Annotated in this window: 16 protein-coding genes; 6 read left to right on the plus strand and 10 right to left on the minus strand. The window is 67.2% G+C overall.

Features of this window, described 5'->3' with window-relative positions:
• The first annotated feature begins 97 nt into the window (after nucleotides 1-97).
• From GNT67_RS02505 to GNT67_RS02520, 4 genes are read left to right on the plus strand one after another with little or no spacing between them, the layout of a single operon-like run.
• Nucleotides 98-1,462 carry a GH1 family beta-glucosidase gene (locus GNT67_RS02505; RefSeq protein ID WP_159628263.1) on the plus strand — a complete coding sequence of 455 codons (1,365 nt, stop codon included), beginning with the start codon at nucleotides 98-100 and terminating at the stop codon, nucleotides 1,460-1,462.
• 35 nt (nucleotides 1,463-1,497) lie between these two features.
• A complete protein-coding gene (locus tag GNT67_RS02510) occupies nucleotides 1,498-4,026 on the plus strand; it encodes a glycoside hydrolase family 3 protein (protein ID WP_159628265.1) in 2,529 nt (842 codons plus the stop codon).
• Nucleotides 4,023-4,991, plus strand: a complete 969-nt coding sequence (locus tag GNT67_RS02515; RefSeq protein ID WP_159628267.1) for a glucokinase — start codon at nucleotides 4,023-4,025, stop codon at nucleotides 4,989-4,991. The genes GNT67_RS02510 and GNT67_RS02515 overlap by 4 nt, the downstream gene beginning before the upstream one ends.
• Nucleotides 4,992-5,004: 13 nt before the next feature.
• Entirely contained in the window at nucleotides 5,005-6,312 is a 1,308-nt protein-coding gene (locus GNT67_RS02520) for a sugar MFS transporter (protein WP_159628269.1), read from the plus strand.
• 51 nt (nucleotides 6,313-6,363) lie between these two features.
• Here GNT67_RS02520 and GNT67_RS02525 read toward each other — a convergent pair whose 3' ends face one another.
• The 3 genes from GNT67_RS02525 to GNT67_RS02535 form a co-directional block, all read right to left on the minus strand.
• Nucleotides 6,364-7,380 (minus strand): cupin-like domain-containing protein, encoded by a 1,017-nt coding sequence (locus GNT67_RS02525; RefSeq protein WP_159628271.1) that lies wholly within the window; start codon nucleotides 7,378-7,380, stop codon nucleotides 6,364-6,366.
• Nucleotides 7,361-8,089: a SapC family protein gene (locus GNT67_RS02530; RefSeq protein WP_159628273.1), complete on the minus strand. Its 729-nt coding sequence runs from the start codon at nucleotides 8,087-8,089 to the stop codon at nucleotides 7,361-7,363. The genes GNT67_RS02525 and GNT67_RS02530 overlap by 20 nt, the downstream gene beginning before the upstream one ends.
• Nucleotides 8,090-8,215: 126 nt before the next feature.
• Nucleotides 8,216-11,248, minus strand: a complete 3,033-nt coding sequence (locus GNT67_RS02535) for a TonB-dependent receptor (protein WP_159628275.1) — start codon at nucleotides 11,246-11,248, stop codon at nucleotides 8,216-8,218.
• Between the two features lie 532 nt (nucleotides 11,249-11,780).
• Between GNT67_RS02535 and GNT67_RS02540 the strand changes: the two genes are divergently transcribed.
• The gene (locus GNT67_RS02540; protein WP_159628277.1) at nucleotides 11,781-12,641 is read left to right on the plus strand and encodes a polysaccharide deacetylase family protein; all 861 of its coding nucleotides are present in this window, start codon (nucleotides 11,781-11,783) and stop codon (nucleotides 12,639-12,641) included.
• A 19-nt stretch (nucleotides 12,642-12,660) separates the two neighbouring features.
• Nucleotides 12,661-13,470, plus strand: a complete 810-nt coding sequence (locus GNT67_RS02545) for a glycoside hydrolase family 16 protein (RefSeq protein ID WP_159628279.1) — start codon at nucleotides 12,661-12,663, stop codon at nucleotides 13,468-13,470.
• Here the strand turns inward: GNT67_RS02545 and GNT67_RS02550 are convergent.
• The 7 genes from GNT67_RS02550 to GNT67_RS02580 are packed head-to-tail and all read right to left on the minus strand — an operon-like array spanning nucleotide 13,437 to nucleotide 20,786.
• Nucleotides 13,437-14,459 (minus strand): LytR C-terminal domain-containing protein, encoded by a 1,023-nt coding sequence (locus GNT67_RS02550; protein ID WP_159628281.1) that lies wholly within the window; start codon nucleotides 14,457-14,459, stop codon nucleotides 13,437-13,439. The two genes, GNT67_RS02545 and GNT67_RS02550, sit on opposite strands and share 34 nt — an antisense overlap.
• A gap of 19 nt (nucleotides 14,460-14,478) precedes the next feature.
• A complete protein-coding gene (locus GNT67_RS02555) occupies nucleotides 14,479-15,414 on the minus strand; it encodes a type II secretion system F family protein (RefSeq protein ID WP_159628283.1) in 936 nt (311 codons plus the stop codon).
• 7 nt (nucleotides 15,415-15,421) lie between these two features.
• Nucleotides 15,422-16,414 carry a type II secretion system F family protein gene (locus GNT67_RS02560; protein ID WP_159628285.1) on the minus strand — a complete coding sequence of 331 codons (993 nt, stop codon included), beginning with the start codon at nucleotides 16,412-16,414 and terminating at the stop codon, nucleotides 15,422-15,424.
• Between the two features lie 10 nt (nucleotides 16,415-16,424).
• Entirely contained in the window at nucleotides 16,425-17,771 is a 1,347-nt protein-coding gene (locus tag GNT67_RS02565) for a TadA family conjugal transfer-associated ATPase (protein ID WP_159628287.1), read from the minus strand.
• 23 nt (nucleotides 17,772-17,794) lie between these two features.
• Nucleotides 17,795-18,970, minus strand: coding sequence for a CpaE/TadZ family protein (locus GNT67_RS02570; protein WP_159628289.1), 1,176 nt, complete (start codon nucleotides 18,968-18,970; stop codon nucleotides 17,795-17,797).
• 46 nt (nucleotides 18,971-19,016) lie between these two features.
• On the minus strand, nucleotides 19,017-19,283 hold the full coding sequence (locus GNT67_RS02575; RefSeq protein ID WP_159628291.1) for a hypothetical protein: 267 nt from the start codon (nucleotides 19,281-19,283) through the stop codon (nucleotides 19,017-19,019).
• A gap of 9 nt (nucleotides 19,284-19,292) precedes the next feature.
• Nucleotides 19,293-20,786, minus strand: coding sequence for a type II and III secretion system protein family protein (locus GNT67_RS02580; RefSeq protein WP_159628293.1), 1,494 nt, complete (start codon nucleotides 20,784-20,786; stop codon nucleotides 19,293-19,295).
• Between the last annotated feature and the right edge of the window lie 17 nt (nucleotides 20,787-20,803).

Below are 20,803 nucleotides of genomic sequence, written 5' to 3' on the forward strand. Positions count from 1 at the left end.
GCCGTTTTTTTGGCAACAAACTGGAAAGCTTTCCAATCGTTTTGGCGGGCTTTCCCAAAATTTTATTCAGAACACCTCCATTACCTGAAGCGAGACCATGACCACTGCCAACCGACCCGAGCCTCACGCGCCGCAACGCAGCGATTTCGCCCGCGATTTCCTGTGGGGCTGCGCCACCTCGTCCTACCAGATCGAAGGCGCCGGCCGTGAAGACGGCCGCGTGGAATCGATCTGGGACCGCTTTGCCGCCACCCCCGGTACGATCCGCGACGGCTCGAGCGGCATCGAAGCCTGCGACCACTACCACCGCTGGCCGGAAGACTTCGACATCGCGCGCGGCATGGGCCTGAACGCCTACCGCTTCTCGTTCGCCTGGCCGCGCATCTACACCGGCGTCAAGGGCAAGCCGAACCAGCAAGGGCTGGACTTCTATTCGCGCCTGGTCGACGGCATGCTCGAGCGCGGCCTGCAGCCGTGGGCCACGCTCTACCACTGGGACCTGCCGCAGGCGCTGCAGGACCAGGGCGGCTGGGAAAACCGCGCCACCATCGATGCCTTCCTCGAGTACACCGACGCCATGACCCGCACCCTGGGCGACCGCGTCAAACACTGGATCACCCACAACGAGCCGTGGTGCACCTCGATCATCGGCAATTTCGAAGGCTGGCATGCGCCGGGCAAGACCGACCTCAAGGCCGCGCTGCAGGTGGCGCACAACGTGCTGGTCTCGCACGGCAAGGCGGTGCCGCTGATCCGCGCCAACGTGCCCGATGCGCAGGTAGGCCTGGCGGTCAGCCTGCACCCGCTGCGCGCGGCCAGCGACAGCGCTGACGACAAGGCGGCGATGGAACGCCACGACGGCCTGCGCTACCGCTGGTTCCTCGACCCGCTGTTCGGCCGCGGCTACCCCGACGCCACGCGCGAGCTGTTCGGCGCCGCCGCGCCCGACGTCGCGCCGGGCGATATGGAAGCGATCGCGGTCAAGACCGACTTCATGGGCGTGAATTACTACTTCCCCGAGGTGATCAAGCACGAGGCCGGCCACGCGCCGCTCGATGCGAAGGTGCTGCCGACCACCAGCGGCGAAATCACGGCGATGGGCTGGCCGGTCTCGCCCGAGGGCTTCACCGAACTACTCACCCGCATCGAGAACGACTACCACCCGGGCCCGATGTACGTCACCGAGAACGGTTCGGCTTTCGAGGACGTCGTCGGCCCGGACGGCGAGATCGACGACGAACAACGCCGCAGCTATCTCGAACGCCATCTCTGCGCCATGAAGGATGCGATCGACGCCGGCGCCCCGATCAAGGGTTATTTCGCCTGGAGCCTGCTCGACAACTTCGAGTGGGCCGAGGGCTACCAGCGTCGCTTCGGCCTGGTGCACATCGACTACGCCACCCAGCAGCGCCGCCTGAAGAACAGCGGCAAATGGTACGGTTCCTTCCTGCGCCAGGAATGAACCTTCACATCAACGCACAATAAAGCGAGACATCCATGACCTTCAAGCTTCGTCCTTCCACGCTGGCCCTTGCCATTTCCTTTGCCCTGCCCGCGCTGTGCGGCAGCGCCATCGCGGCCCCGGTCGACACCAGGCTGGCCGACTGGCCACGCGTGACCAGCGCCATCAAGAAGGACGAGGCGATCGAGCAGCGGGTCAAGGAAATCGTCGGCAAGATGACCCTGGCCCAGAAGGTCGGCCAGATGACCCAGCCCGAAATCAAGAGCGCCAAGCCCGAGGACGTCACCAGGTACTACCTCGGCTCGGTGCTCAACGGCGGCGGCAGCTGGCCGAACAATAACAAGGCGGCTGATGCGAAAGAGTGGCTGGCGCTGGCCCAGGCCTACCACGAAGCGTCGATGAAGACCGACATGGCGATCAAGGTGCCGGTGGTGTGGGGCACGGACGCGGTCCACGGCCATAACAACGTGCCGGGCGCTACCCTGTTCCCGCACAATATCGGCCTGGGCGCGGCGCGCAATCCGCAACTGATGCGCGAGATCGGCGCCGCCACCGCCAGGGCGGTGCGCGCGACCGGCATCGCCTGGGTGTTCGGCCCAACCCTGGCCGTGGTGCGCGACGACCGCTGGGGCCGTACTTATGAGAGCTATGCCGAGCATCCCGAGGTCGTGCGCAGCTATGCCGGCGAATACGTCAAGGGCATGCAGGGCGTGTTCAAGGATGACGCCAACACCATCGCCACCGCCAAGCACTTCATCGGCGACGGCGGCACCATGAACGGCAAGGACCGCGGCGTGACCGAAGCCAGCCAGGCCGACCTGATCAACATCCATGGCGCCGGCTACTTCCCGGCGCTGAACGCCGGCGCCCAGACCGTGATGGCCTCGTTCAACAGCTGGACCGACACCGCGACCGGCAAGCAGTATGGCAAGCTCCATGGCAGCAAGGAAGCGCTGACCGACATCCTGAAAGTCAAGATGGGCTTCGACGGCTTCGTCGTCACCGACTGGAACGGCCACGGCGAAGTGAAGGGCTGCCGCAACGACAGCTGCGCCCAGGCGATCAATGCCGGCAACGACATGATCATGGTGCCGGACGACTGGAAAGCCTTCATCGCCAACACCATCAAGCAGGTGGAAAGCGGCGAGATCCCGATGGCGCGCATCGACGATGCGGTATCGCGCATCATCCGCGTCAAGCTGCGCGCCGGCCTGTTCGACAAGAGCCCGGTGCAGAATGCCCATGCCGGCAAGGACGATGCGATGCAGGCGCGCGCGTTGGCGCGCCAGGCGGTGCGCGAGTCGCTGGTGCTGCTCAAGAACGAAGGCCCGGCCCTGCCCCTCAAGCGCGGCCAAAAGATCCTGGTGGTCGGCAAGAGCGCCGACGAGCTGTCGAACCAGAGCGGCGGCTGGTCGATCACCTGGCAAGGCACCGCCACCACCAATGCCGATTTCAAGAATGCCGATACGATCCTGACCGGCATCGTTGACGCGGCCGGCAAGGACAACGTCACCTTCAGCCTCGATGCCAAGGGCGTCGACGTGTCGAAGTTCGACGTCGTGATCGCCGTCATCGGCGAGCGTCCATATGCCGAAGGCGATGGCGACATCCACCCGTCGGGCACCCTGCGCCACAGCAGCCGCTATCCGGAAGACCTGGCCGTGCTGCAGGCGGTGGGCGGCAAGGGCAAGCCGGTGGTGACGGTCATGGTCACCGGCCGTCCGGTGTACGCCAACGACCTGCTCAATCTGTCGAACACCTTCATCTCGGCCTGGCTGCCGGGCTCCGAGGGCAAGGGCGTGTCGGACCTGCTGATCGAGGGCCAGCAGCGCCACGATTTCCGCGGCGTGCTGCCATTCTCGTGGCCGAAGTCGGCCTGCCAGGTCAAGCTGAACGTGGGCGACAAGGAGTATGCGCCGCTGTTCGCCTATGGCTATGGCCTGAAGGCCGGCACCCGCTCCAAGCTCGGCAAACTGGATGAAACCATCCCGCAAGGCGGCTGCAGCGCCGGCAACACCTTCCCGGTGTTCAGCCAGGCCGACCGCACCAGTTATCCGCTGGCGATCCGCAGCGGCCAGCAGACTACCGTGCTCGGCGCCGACTTGAACGCCAGCTTCAAGCTGCCGAACATCACCGTCACCACCGCCCAGGTCAACACCCAGCAGGACGCCAAGCGCGGCGACTGGACCGGCCCGGCCACGCTGGAGGCACGCGGGACGCGCGCCATCGTGCTGCCAGCGGCGGCGCTCAAGGATGGCGCGCTGCGCTTCGACACCATCGTGGACAAGGCTCCGAGCGGCAAGGTGATGCTGTCGATGCGCCAGGGCGCAACGAGCGTGGATCTCGACGCGACCACCCTGTTCAAGCGCCTGGCGGTTGGCGCCAAGAACACCGTCGCGATTCCGCTGTCGTGCTTCACGGCCAAGGGCATCGACCTGGCCAAGGTCGATACCCCGTTCGCCGTCAGCAGCGATGCGCCATTCGCGGCGGCGTTCGCCAATATCGAGATCGCCGGCGGCGCGGCCAGGGAAGCGGGCGCCGTGCAGTGCGGCGAACTGAAATGACGGTAGAACTGCGGCTGCTGGCCGATGTCGGCGGCACCAATGCGCGCTTCGCCCTGCAATCGACTGCGGGCGGCGGCTTCGACGACATCGAGGTGCTGGCGGCCAGCGGCTATCCGACCCTGGGCGCGGCGATGCGCGCCTACCTGGCCAACGCCCGCGGCCGCGGGCTGGCGGTCGAGTCGGTCCGCCACGTGGCGGTCGCGATCGCCAACCCGGTCGAGGGCGACGAGATCAAGATGACCAATCACCATTGGAGCTTCTCGATCGAGGCCCTGCGCCTCGAACTGGGTTTGACCACGCTGCTGATGGTGAACGACTTCGCCGCGCTGGCGATGTCGCTGCCGCACCTGGCGCAGGACGGCCGCCGGCAGATCGGCGGCGGCGTCGCGCTGCCCGACCGGACCATCGGCCTGATCGGCCCCGGCACGGGCCTGGGGGTCTCGGGCGTGGTGCCGGCCGGGGGGCGCTGGATCGCGCTGTCGGGTGAAGGCGGCCATGTCAGCTTCGCACCGGTCACGCGCGACGAAGTGGCGATCCTGGAAGCGCTGTGGGGAGAATATGGCCATGTCTCGGCCGAGCGCCTGCTGTCGGGCATGGGGATGGAACTGATCCACTGGGCCCGCACCGGCAAGCGCCTCAAGGCGGTCGACATCAGCACTGCGGCGCTCGATGGTTCTTCGGCCGACTGCCGCGGCTCGGTGGACGTGTTCTGCGCCATCCTGGGCAGCGTGGCCGGCAACGTCGCGCTGACCCTTGGCGCGACCGGCGGCATGTATATCGGCGGCGGCATCGTGCCGCGTCTTGGCGACCTGTTCGAGCAGTCGGCGTTTCGCGCGCGCTTCGAGGACAAGGGCCGCCTCGGTGGCTACCTGGCGCGCATTCCGACCTACCTGATCACCGAACAATATCCCGCGCTGCGCGGGGTTTCAGCTATCCTGTCGGATCGCGTCCATACTCTGCAATAACAACGGAGACTTCATGCAGAATCCTTCCCAGACCCCCACCGTGGCCAGCGCTGCCGTGGAAGGGGAACACAACCAGCACACCGGTGCGCTGGTCATCGTCACCATCCTGTTCTTCATGTGGGGCCTCATCACGTCGCTCAACGATGTCCTGATCCCGCACCTCAAGTCGATCTACACCCTCACCTATATGCAGGCGATGCTGGTGCAGTTCTGCTTCTTCGGCGCCTATTTCATCGTCTCGCTGCCGGCCGGCGCCCTGATCCGCCGCCTGGGCTACCAGAACGGCGCGGTCACCGGCCTATTGATCGCGGCCGCCGGCTGCGCCCTGTTCTATCCGGCCTCGAACGGCGGCTACGGCATGTTCCTGTTCGCGCTGTTCGTGCTGGCCAGCGGCATCACCATCCTACAGGTGGCCGCCAATCCCTACGTCACCGCCCTGGGCCCGGCGCGTACCGCGGCCAGCCGCCTGACCCTGACCCAGGCCTTCAATTCGCTCGGCACCACGGTGGCGCCGGCGCTGGGCGGCATATTGATCCTGTCGACCGTGGTCCTGTCGGCCGACCAGCTGGCCCTTCTGCCGGCCGCCGAACAGGCCGCGCACAAGGCCGCCGAAGCGGCCGCCGTGCAAGGCCCGTACCTGGGGCTGGCCGCCGCGCTGGCGCTGCTGGCGGTGCTGTTCGCGATGGCGCGCCTGCCGAAGATCGCCTTCGACGACAGCACCTCGGCGACCATCGACGCCAAGGGCGGCGCGATGTCGTACCGCCACCTGGTGCTGGGCGCGCTGGGCATCTTCCTGTACGTCGGCGCTGAAGTGAGCATCGGCAGCTTCCTGATCAACTTCATCGGCGAGCCGCACATCGCGGGCCTGTCGCACGCCGACGCGGCGCGCTACGTCAGCATGTACTGGGGCGGCGCCCTGGTCGGCCGCTTCATCGGCTTTGCCGTGATGCGCTATGTGAGCCCGGGCAAATCGCTGGCGGCCACCGCGGTCGGGTCGATCACGCTGGTGTTGATCGCGACCTTCACCGAGGGCAGCCTGGCGATGTGGGCGATCGTCGCCGTCGGCCTGTGCAACTCGATCATGTTCCCGACCATCTTCAGCATGGCGCTGCACGGCCTGGGCAAGTTCACCGGCCAGGGTTCGGGCATCCTGTGCATGGCCATCGTCGGCGGCGCCGTGGTGCCGTTCGTGCAGGGCATCCTGGCCGACACCATCGGCCTGCAGATCTCGTTCCTGGTGCCGGCGGCCTGCTACCTGTTCATCATGTACTACGGCGTGAAGTACGCCAACCTGCACAAGCAGAAAGTCGCGGCCGAATAAGACAGCAAGCCGCACGAAAAAATGCCCGCGCATGTCGCGGGCATTTTTTTATCAGCGGTTCAGGCGTTTCAGTAGCTGCGCGCGCACCATGCGCGCGGCATGGTCGTCGAACGGCGCCAACAGGCCCCGCGCGGCCGGCGGGATATGGGCCGCGGTGTCGTCACCGGCCTCGAACACGTAGTGACGGAACAGCTCGGCCCAGGCCGCGCGCTGGGCGGGCGGCAGATCGCGCACCGTCATCAGGGCGTGCATCAAGGCGTTGTTGGGCGTATCCATCCAGTCGGGCGACTGGCGCCACCAGTAGTTGACCAGCACATTCAAGCCATCCAGCGCTTCCACGTGGTGCCACCACATGCTGGGCACGAAGATCGCGTCGCCCGGCGCCAGATCGGCCACCTGGGCGTGCTCCAGCGCCTCGGCAAACCGGGGAAAGCGCGTGAAATCGGGCTTGGCGAAATCGACCAGACTGACCGGCTGGCCGGCCGGCGTCAGGTCGATCGGGCCGACATACAGATTGTGCTGCTGGCCCGGCGGGAACACGGTGAACCGGCGATGGCCGGCAGCGATGCAGGCCAGGTTGTCGGGCAGGTCGTAATGGGCCGAGATGCGGGTGCGGTTGCCGATCCAGATGCTGGCCAGCGGGTCGCGCGGGCCCAGGTCGACGTCGTTCTCGGCCCGGAAGCCCGGCAGCGCACCGTCGATCGTGGTCGAGCCGACGTAGAGCGCGGGCGGCTTGGGCGTGTCCAGGTGTTTTTCAAGTTCATCCAGCACGGCATCGAGCCGCACCCGCATCGGCTGGAAGTTGAAACCGTCGAGCGACTCGTTGTAGAAGAAGCGGCCGTCGATCTCGGGCGCGCCGAGCATGGCGTTGACGGTGGCGTCGACATACCAGCGGCGCAAATAGTCGATCGCGGCCCGCGGCGAACTGCGGGCGGCGGCCACCATCGGCCAGTCGGCCACCAGGCCGCGCAGCAGCAGCGGCTCGGTCGAGGCGAGGATGTCGGGACCGAGATCGGCGGGCCGCAAGCCCGCGATCTCGCGCATCGCTTTAGCTGCTGGCGGCGTCATGGCCATCGCGGCGGTTGCGGCGGTTCTTGCGGTCGATCAGGGCGCGGAAGTGCGACAGCGAGGCCAGCGCGAAATACATCGGCGCCAGGTAGCCGGCCGCATGCAGCTCGGCGATGATCGCGCCGTCGAGCGCGCCCAGGCGTTCCTCGTGGATGGTGAAGAAGCCGCCCATGCGGTTACGGTCGCCGTTCTCGAACTCGATGTCGAGCACGAAGGCGTCGAGCAGCGCGTGGCGCTTGAGGGCTTCGAGGAAGCCGGCATTGGCCTGCACGCCGTTGTGGATATTGGACAGCATGGCGCTGGTCTTTTCCAGGAAGTCGGTATTGCCGCCATGCGGCTTGAACACCGGTTCGCCCTCGGTCGTGCTCACGCGCGGGTGGTCGAGGTCGACCTGGATCATCAGCTCGTCGCCGTTGCGGCCGATGTAGAACGGCTGGCGCTCGTGCAGCCAGGGCACCAGCGGTGCGTCCCAGCGGCCATCCTCGAGGAACAGGTTCTCGTCTTCCTGGAAGCCGAGCAGCGCGATCGCCTCGTAGTTGGCGCCGTCCTCGAGCTGGCGGAAGATGATCGGATAGTGTGCCTGCAGAGAGCGGAATTCGTCGGCGAAGGTCGGCACCCAGGCTACTTCGCTGCCCAGGCCGGGGCGGTGGCCGGTGACGATGCGCAGGTCCTTGTGCTCGATATTGTTCAACAGGGCGATGTTGGGCATGGAATGTCTCGTTGAGCTTTTTATGGGGAATCATAACGACAACGGCGGGCCGGCTGTTGCCGACCCGCCGTCAATACCGCTATCCGGAAAGTCTACTCCCGAATGGCGGCACAGGCAAAGCCCCGATCAGAACTTGTAGCGCGCGGCCACCATATAGCGTGGGCCCGACTGCACCGCGAACAGCACCTGGTTCTTGGTGCGGCCGTGGATGCGCTGGATCTCGTCGGTCAGGTTGATGCCCTCGAACGACAGGCTCAGGTTCTGGTTGACGTTGTAGCCGATGCTCAGGTCCAGCTGGCCATATTTCTCGACATAGTTCGGGTTCGGGCCCTGGCCGTCGAAGGTCGACGACAGGAACTCGTCGCGCCAGTTGTAGGCCGCGCGCACATTCCACTTGTCGTTCTCGAAGATACCCACCAGGTTGGCCGAGTCGCCCAGGCCGACCAGCGCGAACTGCTCGCCGAAGCTGTTGTTGTCGTACTTCAGGCCCGAGTTGACGTAGGTATAGTTGGCCTGGAAGCCGAAGCCGCTGTTGCCGAACATGTGCTGGACGTTGAATTCCAGGCCGCGGATGCGCGCCTTCTTCTGGTTCGAGTACGAGGTGATGCGGAAGTCGGCGACCGGATCGCTGCCGATGGCCGTGATGGTGCCGGTGGCGTCGCCGGTGGCGTTGTCCGGTCCGCGCACCACGCCTTCCTGGCCGTTGAAGTTGCGGAAGATGTAGTTGCGGATGCAGGTGGTGTCCGCCACCACGCAGCCATTGGCCAGCGCCGCGTTCCAGTAGGCGCCGCCCACCGGGGTGCGCACGCCGAACGGCTGGGCGATGATCTGCGACTGGCCGGCGTAGTTATCCAGGTGCTTGCGGAAGTGGTTGACCGAGACGAAGCTCTGGCGGCCGTAATACCACTCGAGCGCCAGGTCGATGTTCTTCGACTTGACCGGCTCCAGCGCCGGGTTGCCCTGCGAACCGGTACCGCCTTCGACGCGCGCCAGCGTGTCGAGCACCTGGCCGCCGGCAATCTGGTCGTAGCGCGGACGACCGATGGTCTCGCCATAGCTGAAACGGCCCTTGATGTCGGGGCGGAATGCGATGTCGGCGTCGAAGCTCGGCAGCACGTGGTTATAGCTGCCGTCGAGCGTGGTGAAGCCCGACTCGCCGAACACCACCGGCAACTCGTTCTGCGAGACCCAGCTGATCGCGGTCGGCACCTGCACCAGCGCGCTCGACCTGACATCGGTCTTCTCGTAGCGCACGCCGAGCGCGGTATTGATCGGCCAGCGGGTATCCCACTCGGTGTTGAACTGCAGGTACAGGCTCTTGGACTTTTCCTCGGTACGACGGTCGGTGTCGTAGGTGGTCTTCGGCAGGTACAGGTGCGGCAGGCCCGAGGCCTGGGCCACGATGTCGCGGATCTGGCCGAAGTTGAAGGTGTGGAAGCGGTTGAACAGGTTCGGGTTGCCGCTGCCGTCGATGCGGTCGAAGTACTTCGACAGGCTGTCTGGCGTGAACAGGCTGGCCGGGTAGTCCGAGGCCTGGGTCGCGCCGCCCCAGGTGTCGCGCTGCTGGACCGAGAAGGCCGAGCGGTACTTGACCTTGGTGGCGCCGACGCCGAACTTGAATTCGGACGCTTCCATCACCTTCCAGCTGCCGTGGGTCTGCACCTGGTCGACTTCGGTCTTCATGTAGCCGTTTTCGAACACCGAACCGGTCACCTGTTGCGGCGAGCGCAGGAAGTCGGCGCCTTCGATGGAGAGGACCGGGAAGTCCTGCGAGAAGTCGGCGGTGGTGTTGCCGCGGCTGAAGCTGGCGGTACCGATCACGTTGCTCGAACCCCATGGGCTGTCCGGGGTCGATTCGGCCGACGAGCTGTGGGCGTCGAGCTCGAGGCGCAGGTCCGAATTCACGCGCCATGCGGCGTTAAAGCCGAGCGACTTGTTCTCGCTCTTGGTCGCGAAGTCGGAAGCGCCCATCGCGATGTCGTTGGCGCCGAGCGGGATGATCTCGGTATAGGTCAGCGGCGCCGCGAACGGGCCGTCGGTCCAGCTGCTCGACGACGGGCCGAAGTTGAACCAGGCCGACATATCGTTGCGGCGGGTGTGGATCTTGTTTTCGGAGTAGGTGTAGTCGAGGGTGGTGGTGATGTCCTTGGTCGGGGCGAACTGGAACACCACCTGGGCATTGGTGCGCTCGCGCTGCACGCCGGACAGGTTGTAGTTCAGGTTCTGCGGCACCTGGTACAGGTCGTTCGGACCGGGACGGTTGACGATGCCGGGGGTCGCGCCGGAGGCATCCGGTTGCGGGATCGTGCCCCACTGGGTGTCGCTGCCGCGGAACGGGCCTTTCCAGCCATTGGGCACCGAGGCGCGGTTGTAGCCCAGGTTGCGTTCCTGGTAGCTGGCCGACAGGCCGATGCCGAAGCGGCCGTCGGCCGAGGTGTTGGAATAGATGCCCGAGACTTCTGGAGTCACCTTGTCGCCGCTCTGCAGGCCGTCCGGCAGGTTGGTGGCCGAAGTGTCGTGCACGCCCTTGACGCCGATGCTGGCCTGCATGCCGGGACGCGACAGCGGACGCGCGGTGATCACGTTGATGGTCGCGCCGATGCCGCCGGTCGGGGTCTCGGCGCGGCTCGATTTATAGACCTGCAGCTGCGACACCGCTTCCGAGGCGATGTTGGCGAAGTCGAAGGCGCGGCCGTTGCGGTCGCCCAGGTTCGAGACCGGCATCTGGCGGCCGTTGAGCAGCACCAGGTTGAAGTCGGGGCCCACGCCGCGCACTGTGATCTTCGAGCCTTCGCCGATTTCGCGGTCGATCGACACGCCCGAGATACGCTGCAGCGATTCGGCCAGGTTGGTGTCGGGGAATTTGCCGATGTCTTCGGCGACGATGCCGTCGACGAAGCCCTGCGCATTGCGCTTGAGGTTCAGCGACGATTCGAGACTGGCGCGAATGCCGGTCACGACCACGGTCTGGGCGGCCGGTTGCGCCGGGCCGGTGATCGAAGCGGTCGGGTTGCTGGCGGCATCAAGCGCCTGGGTCGGCGCGCTCGTCGCGGTGTCGGCCGGCGGGGTAGCCTGTTGCGCGAATGCCGGGATGAACGCCGAGCATGCGCTGGCTACTGCCAGGCTGATCAAGGTCTGTTTAGCCTTTGGGTAGTACATGTCTTCTCCTGTCTTTTTATAAATATGACCGTCGCCTGGCAACGGTGTCTCCGCCATCCGGACGCATCGCCGCAGGCGGCGCACTTCCGTTGCTACTCGCTGCTACCTCACCTGCCCGCCACCTCCCGACCGGGCAATCGCGCGGCACGGCACCAAGCGACGAAGCGAAGCCGGCCGGCTGGTGCCGGTGGCCTCGCTGCATGAATTGCCTGGTGCGCGTCGCGCTGGTTCATTTGTCCTCGGCTCCATGGCTGACAGTGCCATTCGGGGATCGAAGCTGACTTGTTTGGGTCATGGAAACGTTTCCATGTATTGGTCTGAATATTAGGGTTAGGAAAAAAAATTGTCAACGGAATATTCCATAACGTCATGGGGGTATGTGACGTAGTTTTGCAACACTTTGGTGCAGCGCCAAGCTGAGTTATGGTGAGCGATGGTTCCGACCGCCCGTTGTTTCCCTCGTTGACAGCCGTTTTTGGGGAATGCTATAGTCGGATTGCTTGTATGGTAACGTTTCCAAACTGGAGCACGGATGCACCATTTTCTCGCCTGCCTTGCCGGTCGCATCACCACCGGGACCGGCCTGCTCGCGGTCGGGCTCACCTTTGTCATGACGGCCCCCTCGCATGCGGCGGCAATCGAGACCAATCCGGTTTTCGCCTGGCCTGGCGGCGCCCGCGCCGCAGTCAGCCTGGCCTATGACGACGCCCTCGACTCCCAGCTCGACAACGCCGTCCCCGCCCTCGACCGCCATGGCCTGAAGGGCACCTTCTACCTCAAGCTGTCCAGTCCCGTGGTGGACGCGCGCATGGCCGACTGGCGCGCCGCCGCCAGCAATGGCCATGAGCTGGGCAACCACAGCCTGTTCCACCAGTGCTCTGGCGCCGGACCGGACCGCGCCTGGGTCGCGCCACACCAGGACCTCGACACCACCAGCCGCGAACAGATGCGCGACCAGGTCCTGCTGGCCAGCACCATGCTCACGGCGCTCGACGGCCAGCGCGAGCGCACCTATACCGCGCCCTGCTTCGACGTCAAGGCGCAGGACGGCGACTACCTGCCGCCGCTGCACGCGAGCTTCGTGGCGATCAAGGCCGGCTCCGGGCCCGGCGTGCCGCTTTCGATGAAGACGCTCGACCCCTACCGGGTGCCCGCGGTGGCGCCGGTCGGCAGCAGCGGGGCGCAGCTGATCGCGCTGGTCAAGCAGGCGGCGCAGCACGGGACCATGGTCGCCTTCACCTTCCACGGCATCGGCGGCGACCACCTGAGCGTATCGACCCAGGCGCACGAGGAGCTGCTCCGCTTCCTGGCCGCGCACCGCAACGAGTACTGGACCGACACCTTCCTCAACATCATGAAGCACGTCAGGCGCGAGCAGCCCGCCGCGCGCTGACGGCTCGACAAGGAGACGCATGAAGACCCTGAGCACCCTGGCCGCGCTGCTCGCGCTGGCCGTCAGCGCCGGCTGCGCGACGCCCCCCGCCGCCACCACCCCTGCCCCATCCGGCTGGACCCTGGCATGGAGCGACGAATTCGACGGCGCAACGCTCGATCGCAGCACCTGGGTGGCCGAGACCGGCGGCCATGGCTGGGGCAATAACGAGATGCAGTTCTATACCGCCCGGCCCGAGAACGTGCGCCTGGAAGGCGGCCACCTGGTGATCGAGGCGCGCAAGGAAAGCTACGAAGGCAAGGACTACACCTCGGCGCGGCTCAAGACGGCCGGGCTGAAGGAAACCCGGTACGGCCGCTACGAGGCGCGCATCAAGGTGCCCAAGGGCCAGGGCATCTGGCCCGCGTTCTGGATGCTGGGCGCGAACATCGGGCAGGTCGGCTGGCCCAGGAGCGGCGAGATCGACATCATGGAAATCATCGGCAAGGAGCCGGGCAACTCCTATGGCACGCTGCACGGCCCGGGTTACTCGGGCGAGCATGCGTTTAGCAAGGCGATCGCCCTGGAAGGCGCCGACTATGGGGACGACTTCCACGTGTTCGCCGTCGAATGGGAACCGAAGCAGATCCGCTGGTACCGCGACGGCGTGCACTTCCATAGCGCGACGCCCGAGACCGTGAAGGGTGAATGGGTGTTCGAGCAGCCTTTCTTCGTGCTGCTCAACCTGGCGGTGGGCGGCTACTGGCCCGGTTATCCGGATGCCACCACCCCGTTCCCGCGCCAGATGCTGGTCGACTACGTGCGCGTGTACCGCAAGGCGACGCCCTGACCCTGATGCACCAGGTCGCGCCCCAGCACCAGCCGCAGGTCGGCGGGCGCGCACTCTTCTACCTCTTGTAGCCGGGCGTTGCCGAAGCGCCGGGCCAGACTGCGGGCGGCGTCGACATGGGCGGCCTCGTACTCGATGCGGGTCTGGCGCACATCGAAGCCCGGCGCGTTCGACAGGCGCGTGACCTGCACGCCGGGTTGATCGATCCGGCGCGATAGCGCGCGCGCCATGCCGGTCACGCCGTTGCCGTTGCGGATCTCGAGCCGCGCCAGCGCGGCCGGGAGGGTCGCCTCGGTCCCGGGCTGCGCTGCCGTGCGGCGCAACTCCATCATGCCGTCCGCGCCGACATGGATATAGTCCTGGGCCCAGTCCGGGTGCGCCTGCGGCGCCGGACTGGAAACCGCCTGACCCAGGGCCGCGACCTCGGTCTTGCCGCCGCTGACGACGGCCAGGTCGGCGCGCAGGTCGTGCTGGCGCAGCGCCATGGCCTGACGCCGCATCTGGGTGGCGCGGTCTCGCTCGCCCAATGCCGCCAGGGCGTCGCCCAGCAACTGCCAGCCGCGCGGGTTGAGCGGGTCGAGCAGGCAGGCCCGCTCCAGTGCGGCGCGCGCCTGTCCGGGCTGGCCATCGAGCAGGTAAGCCTGGCCCAAGTTGGCGAACAGATAGGCCTTGCCCGGTCCCGCGTCCAGGCCGAGCGGCGCCGTCAGCTCGCGCCAGATGGCGATCGCCGGCGCCAGCTCGCGGTCCTCGGCATGCAGGGTCGCCAGGCCGTTGCGCGCGCCCGGGTGAACAGCGTCGAACCGTAATGCCGCCTCGTAGGCGGTGCGCGCCTGGTCCGGGCGTCGCGCCAGGTGATGCGCGCGGCCATCGCGATAAGCCTGTTCGGCCCGGGCGCCGCTGTCGTGGACGGAGCGCCAGCCGAACGGCGAGCAGGCCATCAGGCCGACGCACAGCAGCGCCACGCGGGTCATCTGGAAACTGCGTTTCATGGATCTGGCTCCTTGCGGTTCAGCGTGCGAAGGGCATGGCGCCCAGGGTGCGCGAAATCTGGATCGCGGCCGGTCCCAGCAGGACCATCAACAGGGTCGGGAAGATGCAGAAGATCAGCGGGAACAGCAGCTTGAGGCCGATCTTGGCGGCGGTTTCCTCGGCCATCACCTGGCGCTTGTGGCGCAGGTTATCGGCATGCACGCGCAGCGAGTCGCCAACGCTGGTGCCGAAGCGCTCGGACTGGATCAGCATCGCCACCAGGGTATCGACGTCGTCCACGCCCGAACGCAGCGCGAAGTTGCGCAGCGCCTTCTCCTTGCTGAAGCCAGCGCGCATCTCCATCAGCACCAGTTGCAGTTCCTGCGACAGCACCACGCTCTTGATATGGATCTCCGAGGCCACCTTGACCAGCGCCCGCTCCAGGCTCAGGCCAGCCTCGACGCACACGGTCAGCAGGTCGAGCGCGTCGGGAATGGTCTCGAAGATCTCGCGCCGGCGCCGTTTGATCAGGCGTTCGAGCAGCGCGTTGGGCGCGTAGTAGCCGAACGCCGCGCCCAGCAGCAGCACGCCCAGCATCTTGCCCCCGGCGAGCTCGCGCCCGTACAGCACCAGCAGTGGCGCGCACATGGCCGGCACCAGCAGCGCCAGCGCGGTCTTGGACGCGAAGTACAGGGTCGGCGCCGACGGGTGGCGCCAGCCGGCGTTCATGAAGCGGGTGCGCAGGGTCGATTTTTCCCAGCCTTCCTCGGGGATCGACAGCCGGGTCAGGGGACGGGCGACGCTGGCCATGCGCTCGATCCAGCGCACCCGGGATTCATGCGGTTCGCCCTGGCCGAGGAAACGGCGCAGGCGTTCGCGCAGGGCCAGCGGCGCGAACAGGGCCAGCGCGGCCCAGGCCAGCAGGCAGACGACGACGAAGACGATCAGCAAAAAAGCCAGTTGGGAAGAAGTCATGGCGGCCTCACACGCGAATGCGGATGGTCTTGCGCAGCCAGATCACGCCGAACACGATCATGCCCAGGCCGTACCACAGCAGGCGCACGCCGGAAGGGTCGGTCCACAGCATGCGGACATAGGCCGGGCTGCTGAGCAGCATCACGCCCATCACGCCGAACGGCAGCGCGCCCAGGATCCAGGCCGACATGCGGCCCTCGGCCGACAGCACGCGCACGTGCGCCACCAGCTTCAGGCGGGCGCGGATGATCTGGCTGATGTTGCCCAGGATCTCGGCCAGGTTGCCGCCCGATTCGCGCTGGATCAGCACCGCGATGATCAGGTAGCGCAGGTCGGTCAGCGGGATGCGCTGGGCCAGGCCGTGCAGGGCCTCGTTCATCGGCACGCCGTAGTTGATCTCTTCGCGCGTGATGCGGAACTCGCCGGCCAGCGGTTCGGGCAGCTCGTTGCCGACGATCTGCAGCACATTGGTGAATGAGTGGCCGGCGCGCAGCGCGCGCGCGATGAAGTCGGCCGCCTCGGGCAGCTGGTGTTCGATGCGCACCAGGCGCCGCATGCGCATCCGGTGCACCAGCCACCAGGGCAAGCCCAGGCCCCCGACCGCGGCCAGCAGGCGCGCCGGCGCCGGCACCGCGACCGCGCTGACCGCGCCCGAGGTGAGCGCCAGCGCCGCCACCAGGCAGGCCAGCGAGCCGGCCAGGAACTGGCCGACCGACCAGCTGGCGCCGGCCTGCACCAGCAGCGCGTCGATGCGCTGGGCCAGGCTGAAACCATGCAGCAGGCGGTCCAGCGCCGCAAAGCGGCTGTAGCGGCGCTGCTTGAGGATCGAGATCCGCTCGCCGCTGCGGCCGCTGACGCCGCCGGACATGATCTGCAGGCGGCGCGCGATGCGGCGCGCGGCCGCGCCGTGGGTGCTCATCCACCACAGGTAGAAGCCCTCGACCGCCAGGATCACGGCCGCGAACACCAGCACCACGAAACCATAGAACAAGCCGTCCATGGGCGCTCCCTTAGTCGAATAGCCGGTCGGGGTCGAACGAATCGTCCGAGACCGGCACCCCGAACAGCTTGAGGCGGTCGGCGAAGCGCGGCCGTACGCCGGTGGCGCTGAAGTGACCCAGCACCTTGCCGTCGACGTCGACCCCGCGCTGCTCGAAGCGGAAGATCTCCTGCATCGAGATGATCTCGCCTTCCATGCCGGTGATTTCCTGCAGGCTGACCAGCTTGCGGGTGCCGTCGGTCAGGCGCGAGACCTGCACCACCACCGTCACCGCCGACACGATCTGCTGGCGGATCGCACGCGGCGTCAGGTTCACCGCCGCCATGCTGACCATGTTCTCCAGCCGCGACAGGGCGTCGCGCGGGGTGTTCGAGTGGATCGTCGCCAGCGATCCCTCGTGGCCGGTGTTCATCGCCTGCAGCATGTCGAGCGCTTCAGGGCCGCGCACCTCGCCCAGGATGATGCGGTCGGGCCGCATGCGCAGTGCGTTGCGCACCAGCGCCCGTTGCGGCACCTCGCCCTTGCCCTCGATATTCGGCGGGCGGGTCTCCAGGCGCACCACGTGCGGCTGGCGCAGCTGCAGCTCGGCCGCGTCCTCGATCGTCACCACCCGCTCGCTGGCCGGAATGAAGCCCGAGATCAGGTTGAGCAGGGTGGTCTTGCCGCTGCCGGTGCCGCCCGAGATCAGGATGTTGACCTTGGCCGTGCCGAGGCCCTCCAGCACCCGGATCATGGGCGCGGTCATGCTCTTGTAGTCGAGCAGGTTCTGCACCGTCAGCGGGCTGCCGCCGAAGCGGCGGATCGACAGGATCGGGCCGTCGACCGCCAGCGGCGGAATGATCGCGTTCACGCGCGAGCCGTCCGGCAGGCGGGCGTCGACCATCGGGCTCGATTCGTCCACCCGGCGGCCCACGCGCGAGACGATCTTCTCGATGATCTTCATCAGGTGGGCATTGTCGTGGAAGGTGATTTCGGTGAGCTCGAGCCGGCCGCGGCGCTCGACGTACACCTTGCTGGCGGTGTTGACCAGGATGTCCGAGATCGAGGGATCGGCCAGCAGCGGCTCGAGCGGGCCGAAGCCCAGCATCTCGTGCTGGATGTCGAGCACCAGGTGGTGCCGCTCGTGCTGGTTGAGCACGATGCGCTCGTCCTCGATGATGCGCTGGACCAGCAGCGCCAGCTCGTGCTTGAACTGCTCGGCGGTCAGGCGCTTCAAGCGCTCCAGGTCGATCCGGTCGAGGATCATCTGGTGCATCAGCTTCTTGAGTTCCTGGTAGGCCTGGTTCGGCGCATCCGACAGCTCGATGCCTGTGCTCAGCTCCTGGCCGCCGAGGGCGAGTCGTTCGCGAAGGGACATGGGCGTCTCCGGCGTGGGTTGGTTTAGTAATCGGCGTCCTGGCGCCCGAACAGGCGATCGAGCAGGCCGCGGCTTTCCTGGATCCGGTGCGCGGTCACCAGTTCGACCATTTCGGACAGGCTGCGCGCGGCCGCGCTCGAGCGCGACAGCTGCAGCACCGGCACGCCCTGGTTAACCGAATCGGTCACCGCCACGTAGTCGTTGGGGAAGGTGTGCACCACCTCGCAGCCGAGCGCCGCATGCAGGTCTTGCAGGCGCAGCTTGCCGCCCTTCTCGTAGCGGTTGACGATCAGGCGGATGTTGTCGAGTACATAGCCCAGCGAGCGGAAGATATCGAGCAGGCGCCGCGCGTCGCGGATGTCGGGCAGCGCCAGCTGCAGCACCGGATAGATGGTGTCGGTCACGTCCAGCGCGCGCAGCGAAACCGCGTCGATCTGGCGCCCCACGTCGAGCAGCACGTAGTCGTAGTTCTGGCGCGCCACGCGCAGGATGGTGTCGATGTGTTCGGGCTTGGCCTGCCTGGCGTGGCCCGGGTCGTCGGCCGCGGCCAGCACCCCGAATCCGGGCGTGACGTGCACCAGGCACGATTCGAGGAAAGGACCGTCCACCCGCGCGATCTGGGCGCACACGTCGGACATCGTCATGGCCGGCTTCTGGTCCGACACATACAGCGCGGCGTCGCCGAACTGGCCGTGCAGGTCGATCAGCAGGACCTTCTTGCCGGCCAGCGTGGCCAGGGCGTAACCGAAATTGGCCGAGATGAAGGTGGCGCCGCTGCCGCCCTTGCAGGCGATGAAGGCCAGTACCTTGCCTTCGCGCAGGCTCGACACGCCGGCGGCGGCGGCGATCCGGTCCATCGCCTCGTGGAAGGCGCGATGCACCAGCGGCATCTGCAGCAACTCGCGCACGCCGGCGCGCATCGCGGCGATCAGGAGGTCCGGCTGGTGCTGGTTAGTGAGCAGCATCAGCTGGGAACCCGGATACTGGCGGCCCAGGCGTTCGAGCAGGCTGGCCTCGGCCGGCTCCAGGCCGCTGGCGTCGACGATCACCAGTTGCGGCGCATCCGGCTCGGGGCGGTCGAGCGCCTCGCGCAGGCTGGCGCGGGTGGCGGCCAGGTGCAGTGGCGGCACCCGCGCCGCACCCTGCGAGGCCAGTTCGGCGTACAGGTGGCTGTCGCGACTGATCAGGAGCGCTCTCATGGCAGCTCCCGGCGGTGGCGTCGTGCGTTGGCTCGGCGCGCGTCCATCACTGGTCCACCATCGCCGCCGGCTGGCCCTCGGGCCGGGCGAACGAGCGCTGGTAGTTGTCGATGGCGGCGCGGGCGGCGCGCCCATCGAGGCCCAGGGCCGGATTGCGGTCGGCGCCGGCGGCCGGGTCGAGCGTCTGGGCCGCCAGGTTGCGACGGGTAGCGGCGCCGAACTGCGCGTCCCAGCCGGGGGTGGTCGAGACGCATCCCGCCGCGCCGCAGGCGAGCAGCGCCAGCGCCGTCCATCGTGTGAATATCGATCGCATTCCGTTCCCCTAGTTGAGTTCGAAGCCGCCGGATACCGCTGCGGCGGTCTGCGCCGCGGCCGGTGGCGGCGCCGCCGGCGCGGCTGGCGTGGCCGGGTGCTCGCCTTCCAGCCGCCCGCCCAGCAACAGGCCGGCGCGCGACGGCGCCACGTGGCCGTCGGTCGGCAGCACGTGGCTGCCGCCGGCCAGCGGCTTGACCAGGCGCGCTGTGATCACGAACACCAGCTCGGTGCGGTCCTGCTGGTAGTCGGTGCTGCGAAACAGCGCGCCCAGCACCGGCACGTCACCCAGGCCCGGCAAGCCCTTCATGTTGGCGACCAGGTTGTTGCGCACCAGGCCACCGATCGCGAAGCTCTGGCCGTCGTACAGCTGCACCGTGGTGCTGGCGCGGCGCGTGGTCACCAGCGGCATGATGGCGGTGCCGTTGATGCCGGCGGCGGTGATGCCGATCCCCTCGCGCGACAGTTCGGACACCTCGGGCGCGACCTTCAGGTTGATGCGCCCGCCCGCCAGCACGGTCGGGGTGAAGCGCACGCCGACCCCGAATTCCTTCTCTTCCAGCGTGACGCGGTCATCGTCCTGCGATACCGGGATATAGAACTTGCCGCCGGCCAGGAACGAGCCTTCCTGGCCGCTGATGGCCAGCACATTCGGCTCGGCCAGGATGCGCACCAGGCCATCGACCTTGTCGGCCTCGATGCCGAAACGGTTGCCGTTGGTCTTGATGCCGGACAGGCCGCCGCGCGCCAGTCCGCTCAGGAAGTCGGTGGCCAGGGTGGTGGTCCAGCTGCCGGAGCCGAAGCTGAAACGGGCGCCGGTCTCGAGCCGCTCGAACAGGGTGCGCGAGACCTCGGCCACCTTGACCTCCAGTTGCACCTGCTGCGGTGCGCTCACCGCCAGCAGGTTGACCACCCGGGCGCCCGCATTGCCGCCGCCGCCGCCGCTGGAGCCGCCCTTGCCGACCACGATCACCCCGTCGGTGTCGTTCTCCTTGTCGGCCGCCGGCAACTGGCGCAAGGGGCGCCGCACGTAGGCGCCGGCCAGCTCCACCGCGCGCTGCACGGCGGCGGCGTCGCTGACGGTGCCGGTCAGGATCAGGCTGTCGTGGGCCGCCATCACCTTGATGTCCTTCTCGTCCGGCATCGCGGCCTCGAGCGTGGCTTCGAGCCCGCCCGGGTCCATCGCGATCGTGATGTCGATCACGCTGCACAAGCCGCTGCGGCCCTGGACGATCATATTGGTGCTGCCGACGTCCACGCCGGCGATATACAGGGTGTCGGGCGCGACCAGCATGGCCTGTACCACGGCCGGGTTGCCGACGCTGCGCCGGGCTACCTTCTCGGGCAGGCGCAGCATGGTCGACTTGCCCATCTGGAGCGCCATCGTGGCCGGGCGCGCGGCCTCGCCGCGGCAGCCATGCTCGACGACAGGCGCGGCACTGGCGCTCCCCAGGAAGGCTCCAGCAACGGCAACGGTGTGCAATATGATCGTCAGGCGTTTCATGATCGGTCCAGTCGATG

The organism is Massilia puerhi, assembly GCF_009861485.1.

What these genes read in the sequence shown, in the direction of transcription:
- GNT67_RS02505 (WP_159628263.1), top strand. Translation starts at nt 98, where the DNA reads ATGACCACTGCCAACCGACCCGAGCCTCACGCGCCGCAACGCAGCGAT.
- GNT67_RS02510 (WP_159628265.1), top strand. Translation starts at nt 1,498, where the DNA reads ATGACCTTCAAGCTTCGTCCTTCCACGCTGGCCCTTGCCATTTCCTTT.
- GNT67_RS02515 (WP_159628267.1), top strand. Translation starts at nt 4,023, where the DNA reads ATGACGGTAGAACTGCGGCTGCTGGCCGATGTCGGCGGCACCAATGCG.
- GNT67_RS02520 (WP_159628269.1), top strand. Translation starts at nt 5,005, where the DNA reads ATGCAGAATCCTTCCCAGACCCCCACCGTGGCCAGCGCTGCCGTGGAA.
- GNT67_RS02525 (WP_159628271.1), bottom strand. Translation starts at nt 7,380, where the DNA reads ATGACGCCGCCAGCAGCTAAAGCGATGCGCGAGATCGCGGGCTTGCGG.
- GNT67_RS02530 (WP_159628273.1), bottom strand. Translation starts at nt 8,089, where the DNA reads ATGCCCAACATCGCCCTGTTGAACAATATCGAGCACAAGGACCTGCGC.
- GNT67_RS02535 (WP_159628275.1), bottom strand. Translation starts at nt 11,248, where the DNA reads ATGTACTACCCAAAGGCTAAACAGACCTTGATCAGCCTGGCAGTAGCC.
- GNT67_RS02540 (WP_159628277.1), top strand. Translation starts at nt 11,781, where the DNA reads ATGCACCATTTTCTCGCCTGCCTTGCCGGTCGCATCACCACCGGGACC.
- GNT67_RS02545 (WP_159628279.1), top strand. Translation starts at nt 12,661, where the DNA reads ATGAAGACCCTGAGCACCCTGGCCGCGCTGCTCGCGCTGGCCGTCAGC.
- GNT67_RS02550 (WP_159628281.1), bottom strand. Translation starts at nt 14,459, where the DNA reads ATGAAACGCAGTTTCCAGATGACCCGCGTGGCGCTGCTGTGCGTCGGC.
- GNT67_RS02555 (WP_159628283.1), bottom strand. Translation starts at nt 15,414, where the DNA reads ATGACTTCTTCCCAACTGGCTTTTTTGCTGATCGTCTTCGTCGTCGTC.
- GNT67_RS02560 (WP_159628285.1), bottom strand. Translation starts at nt 16,414, where the DNA reads ATGGACGGCTTGTTCTATGGTTTCGTGGTGCTGGTGTTCGCGGCCGTG.
- GNT67_RS02565 (WP_159628287.1), bottom strand. Translation starts at nt 17,771, where the DNA reads ATGTCCCTTCGCGAACGACTCGCCCTCGGCGGCCAGGAGCTGAGCACA.
- GNT67_RS02570 (WP_159628289.1), bottom strand. Translation starts at nt 18,970, where the DNA reads ATGAGAGCGCTCCTGATCAGTCGCGACAGCCACCTGTACGCCGAACTG.
- GNT67_RS02575 (WP_159628291.1), bottom strand. Translation starts at nt 19,283, where the DNA reads ATGCGATCGATATTCACACGATGGACGGCGCTGGCGCTGCTCGCCTGC.
- GNT67_RS02580 (WP_159628293.1), bottom strand. Translation starts at nt 20,786, where the DNA reads ATGAAACGCCTGACGATCATATTGCACACCGTTGCCGTTGCTGGAGCC.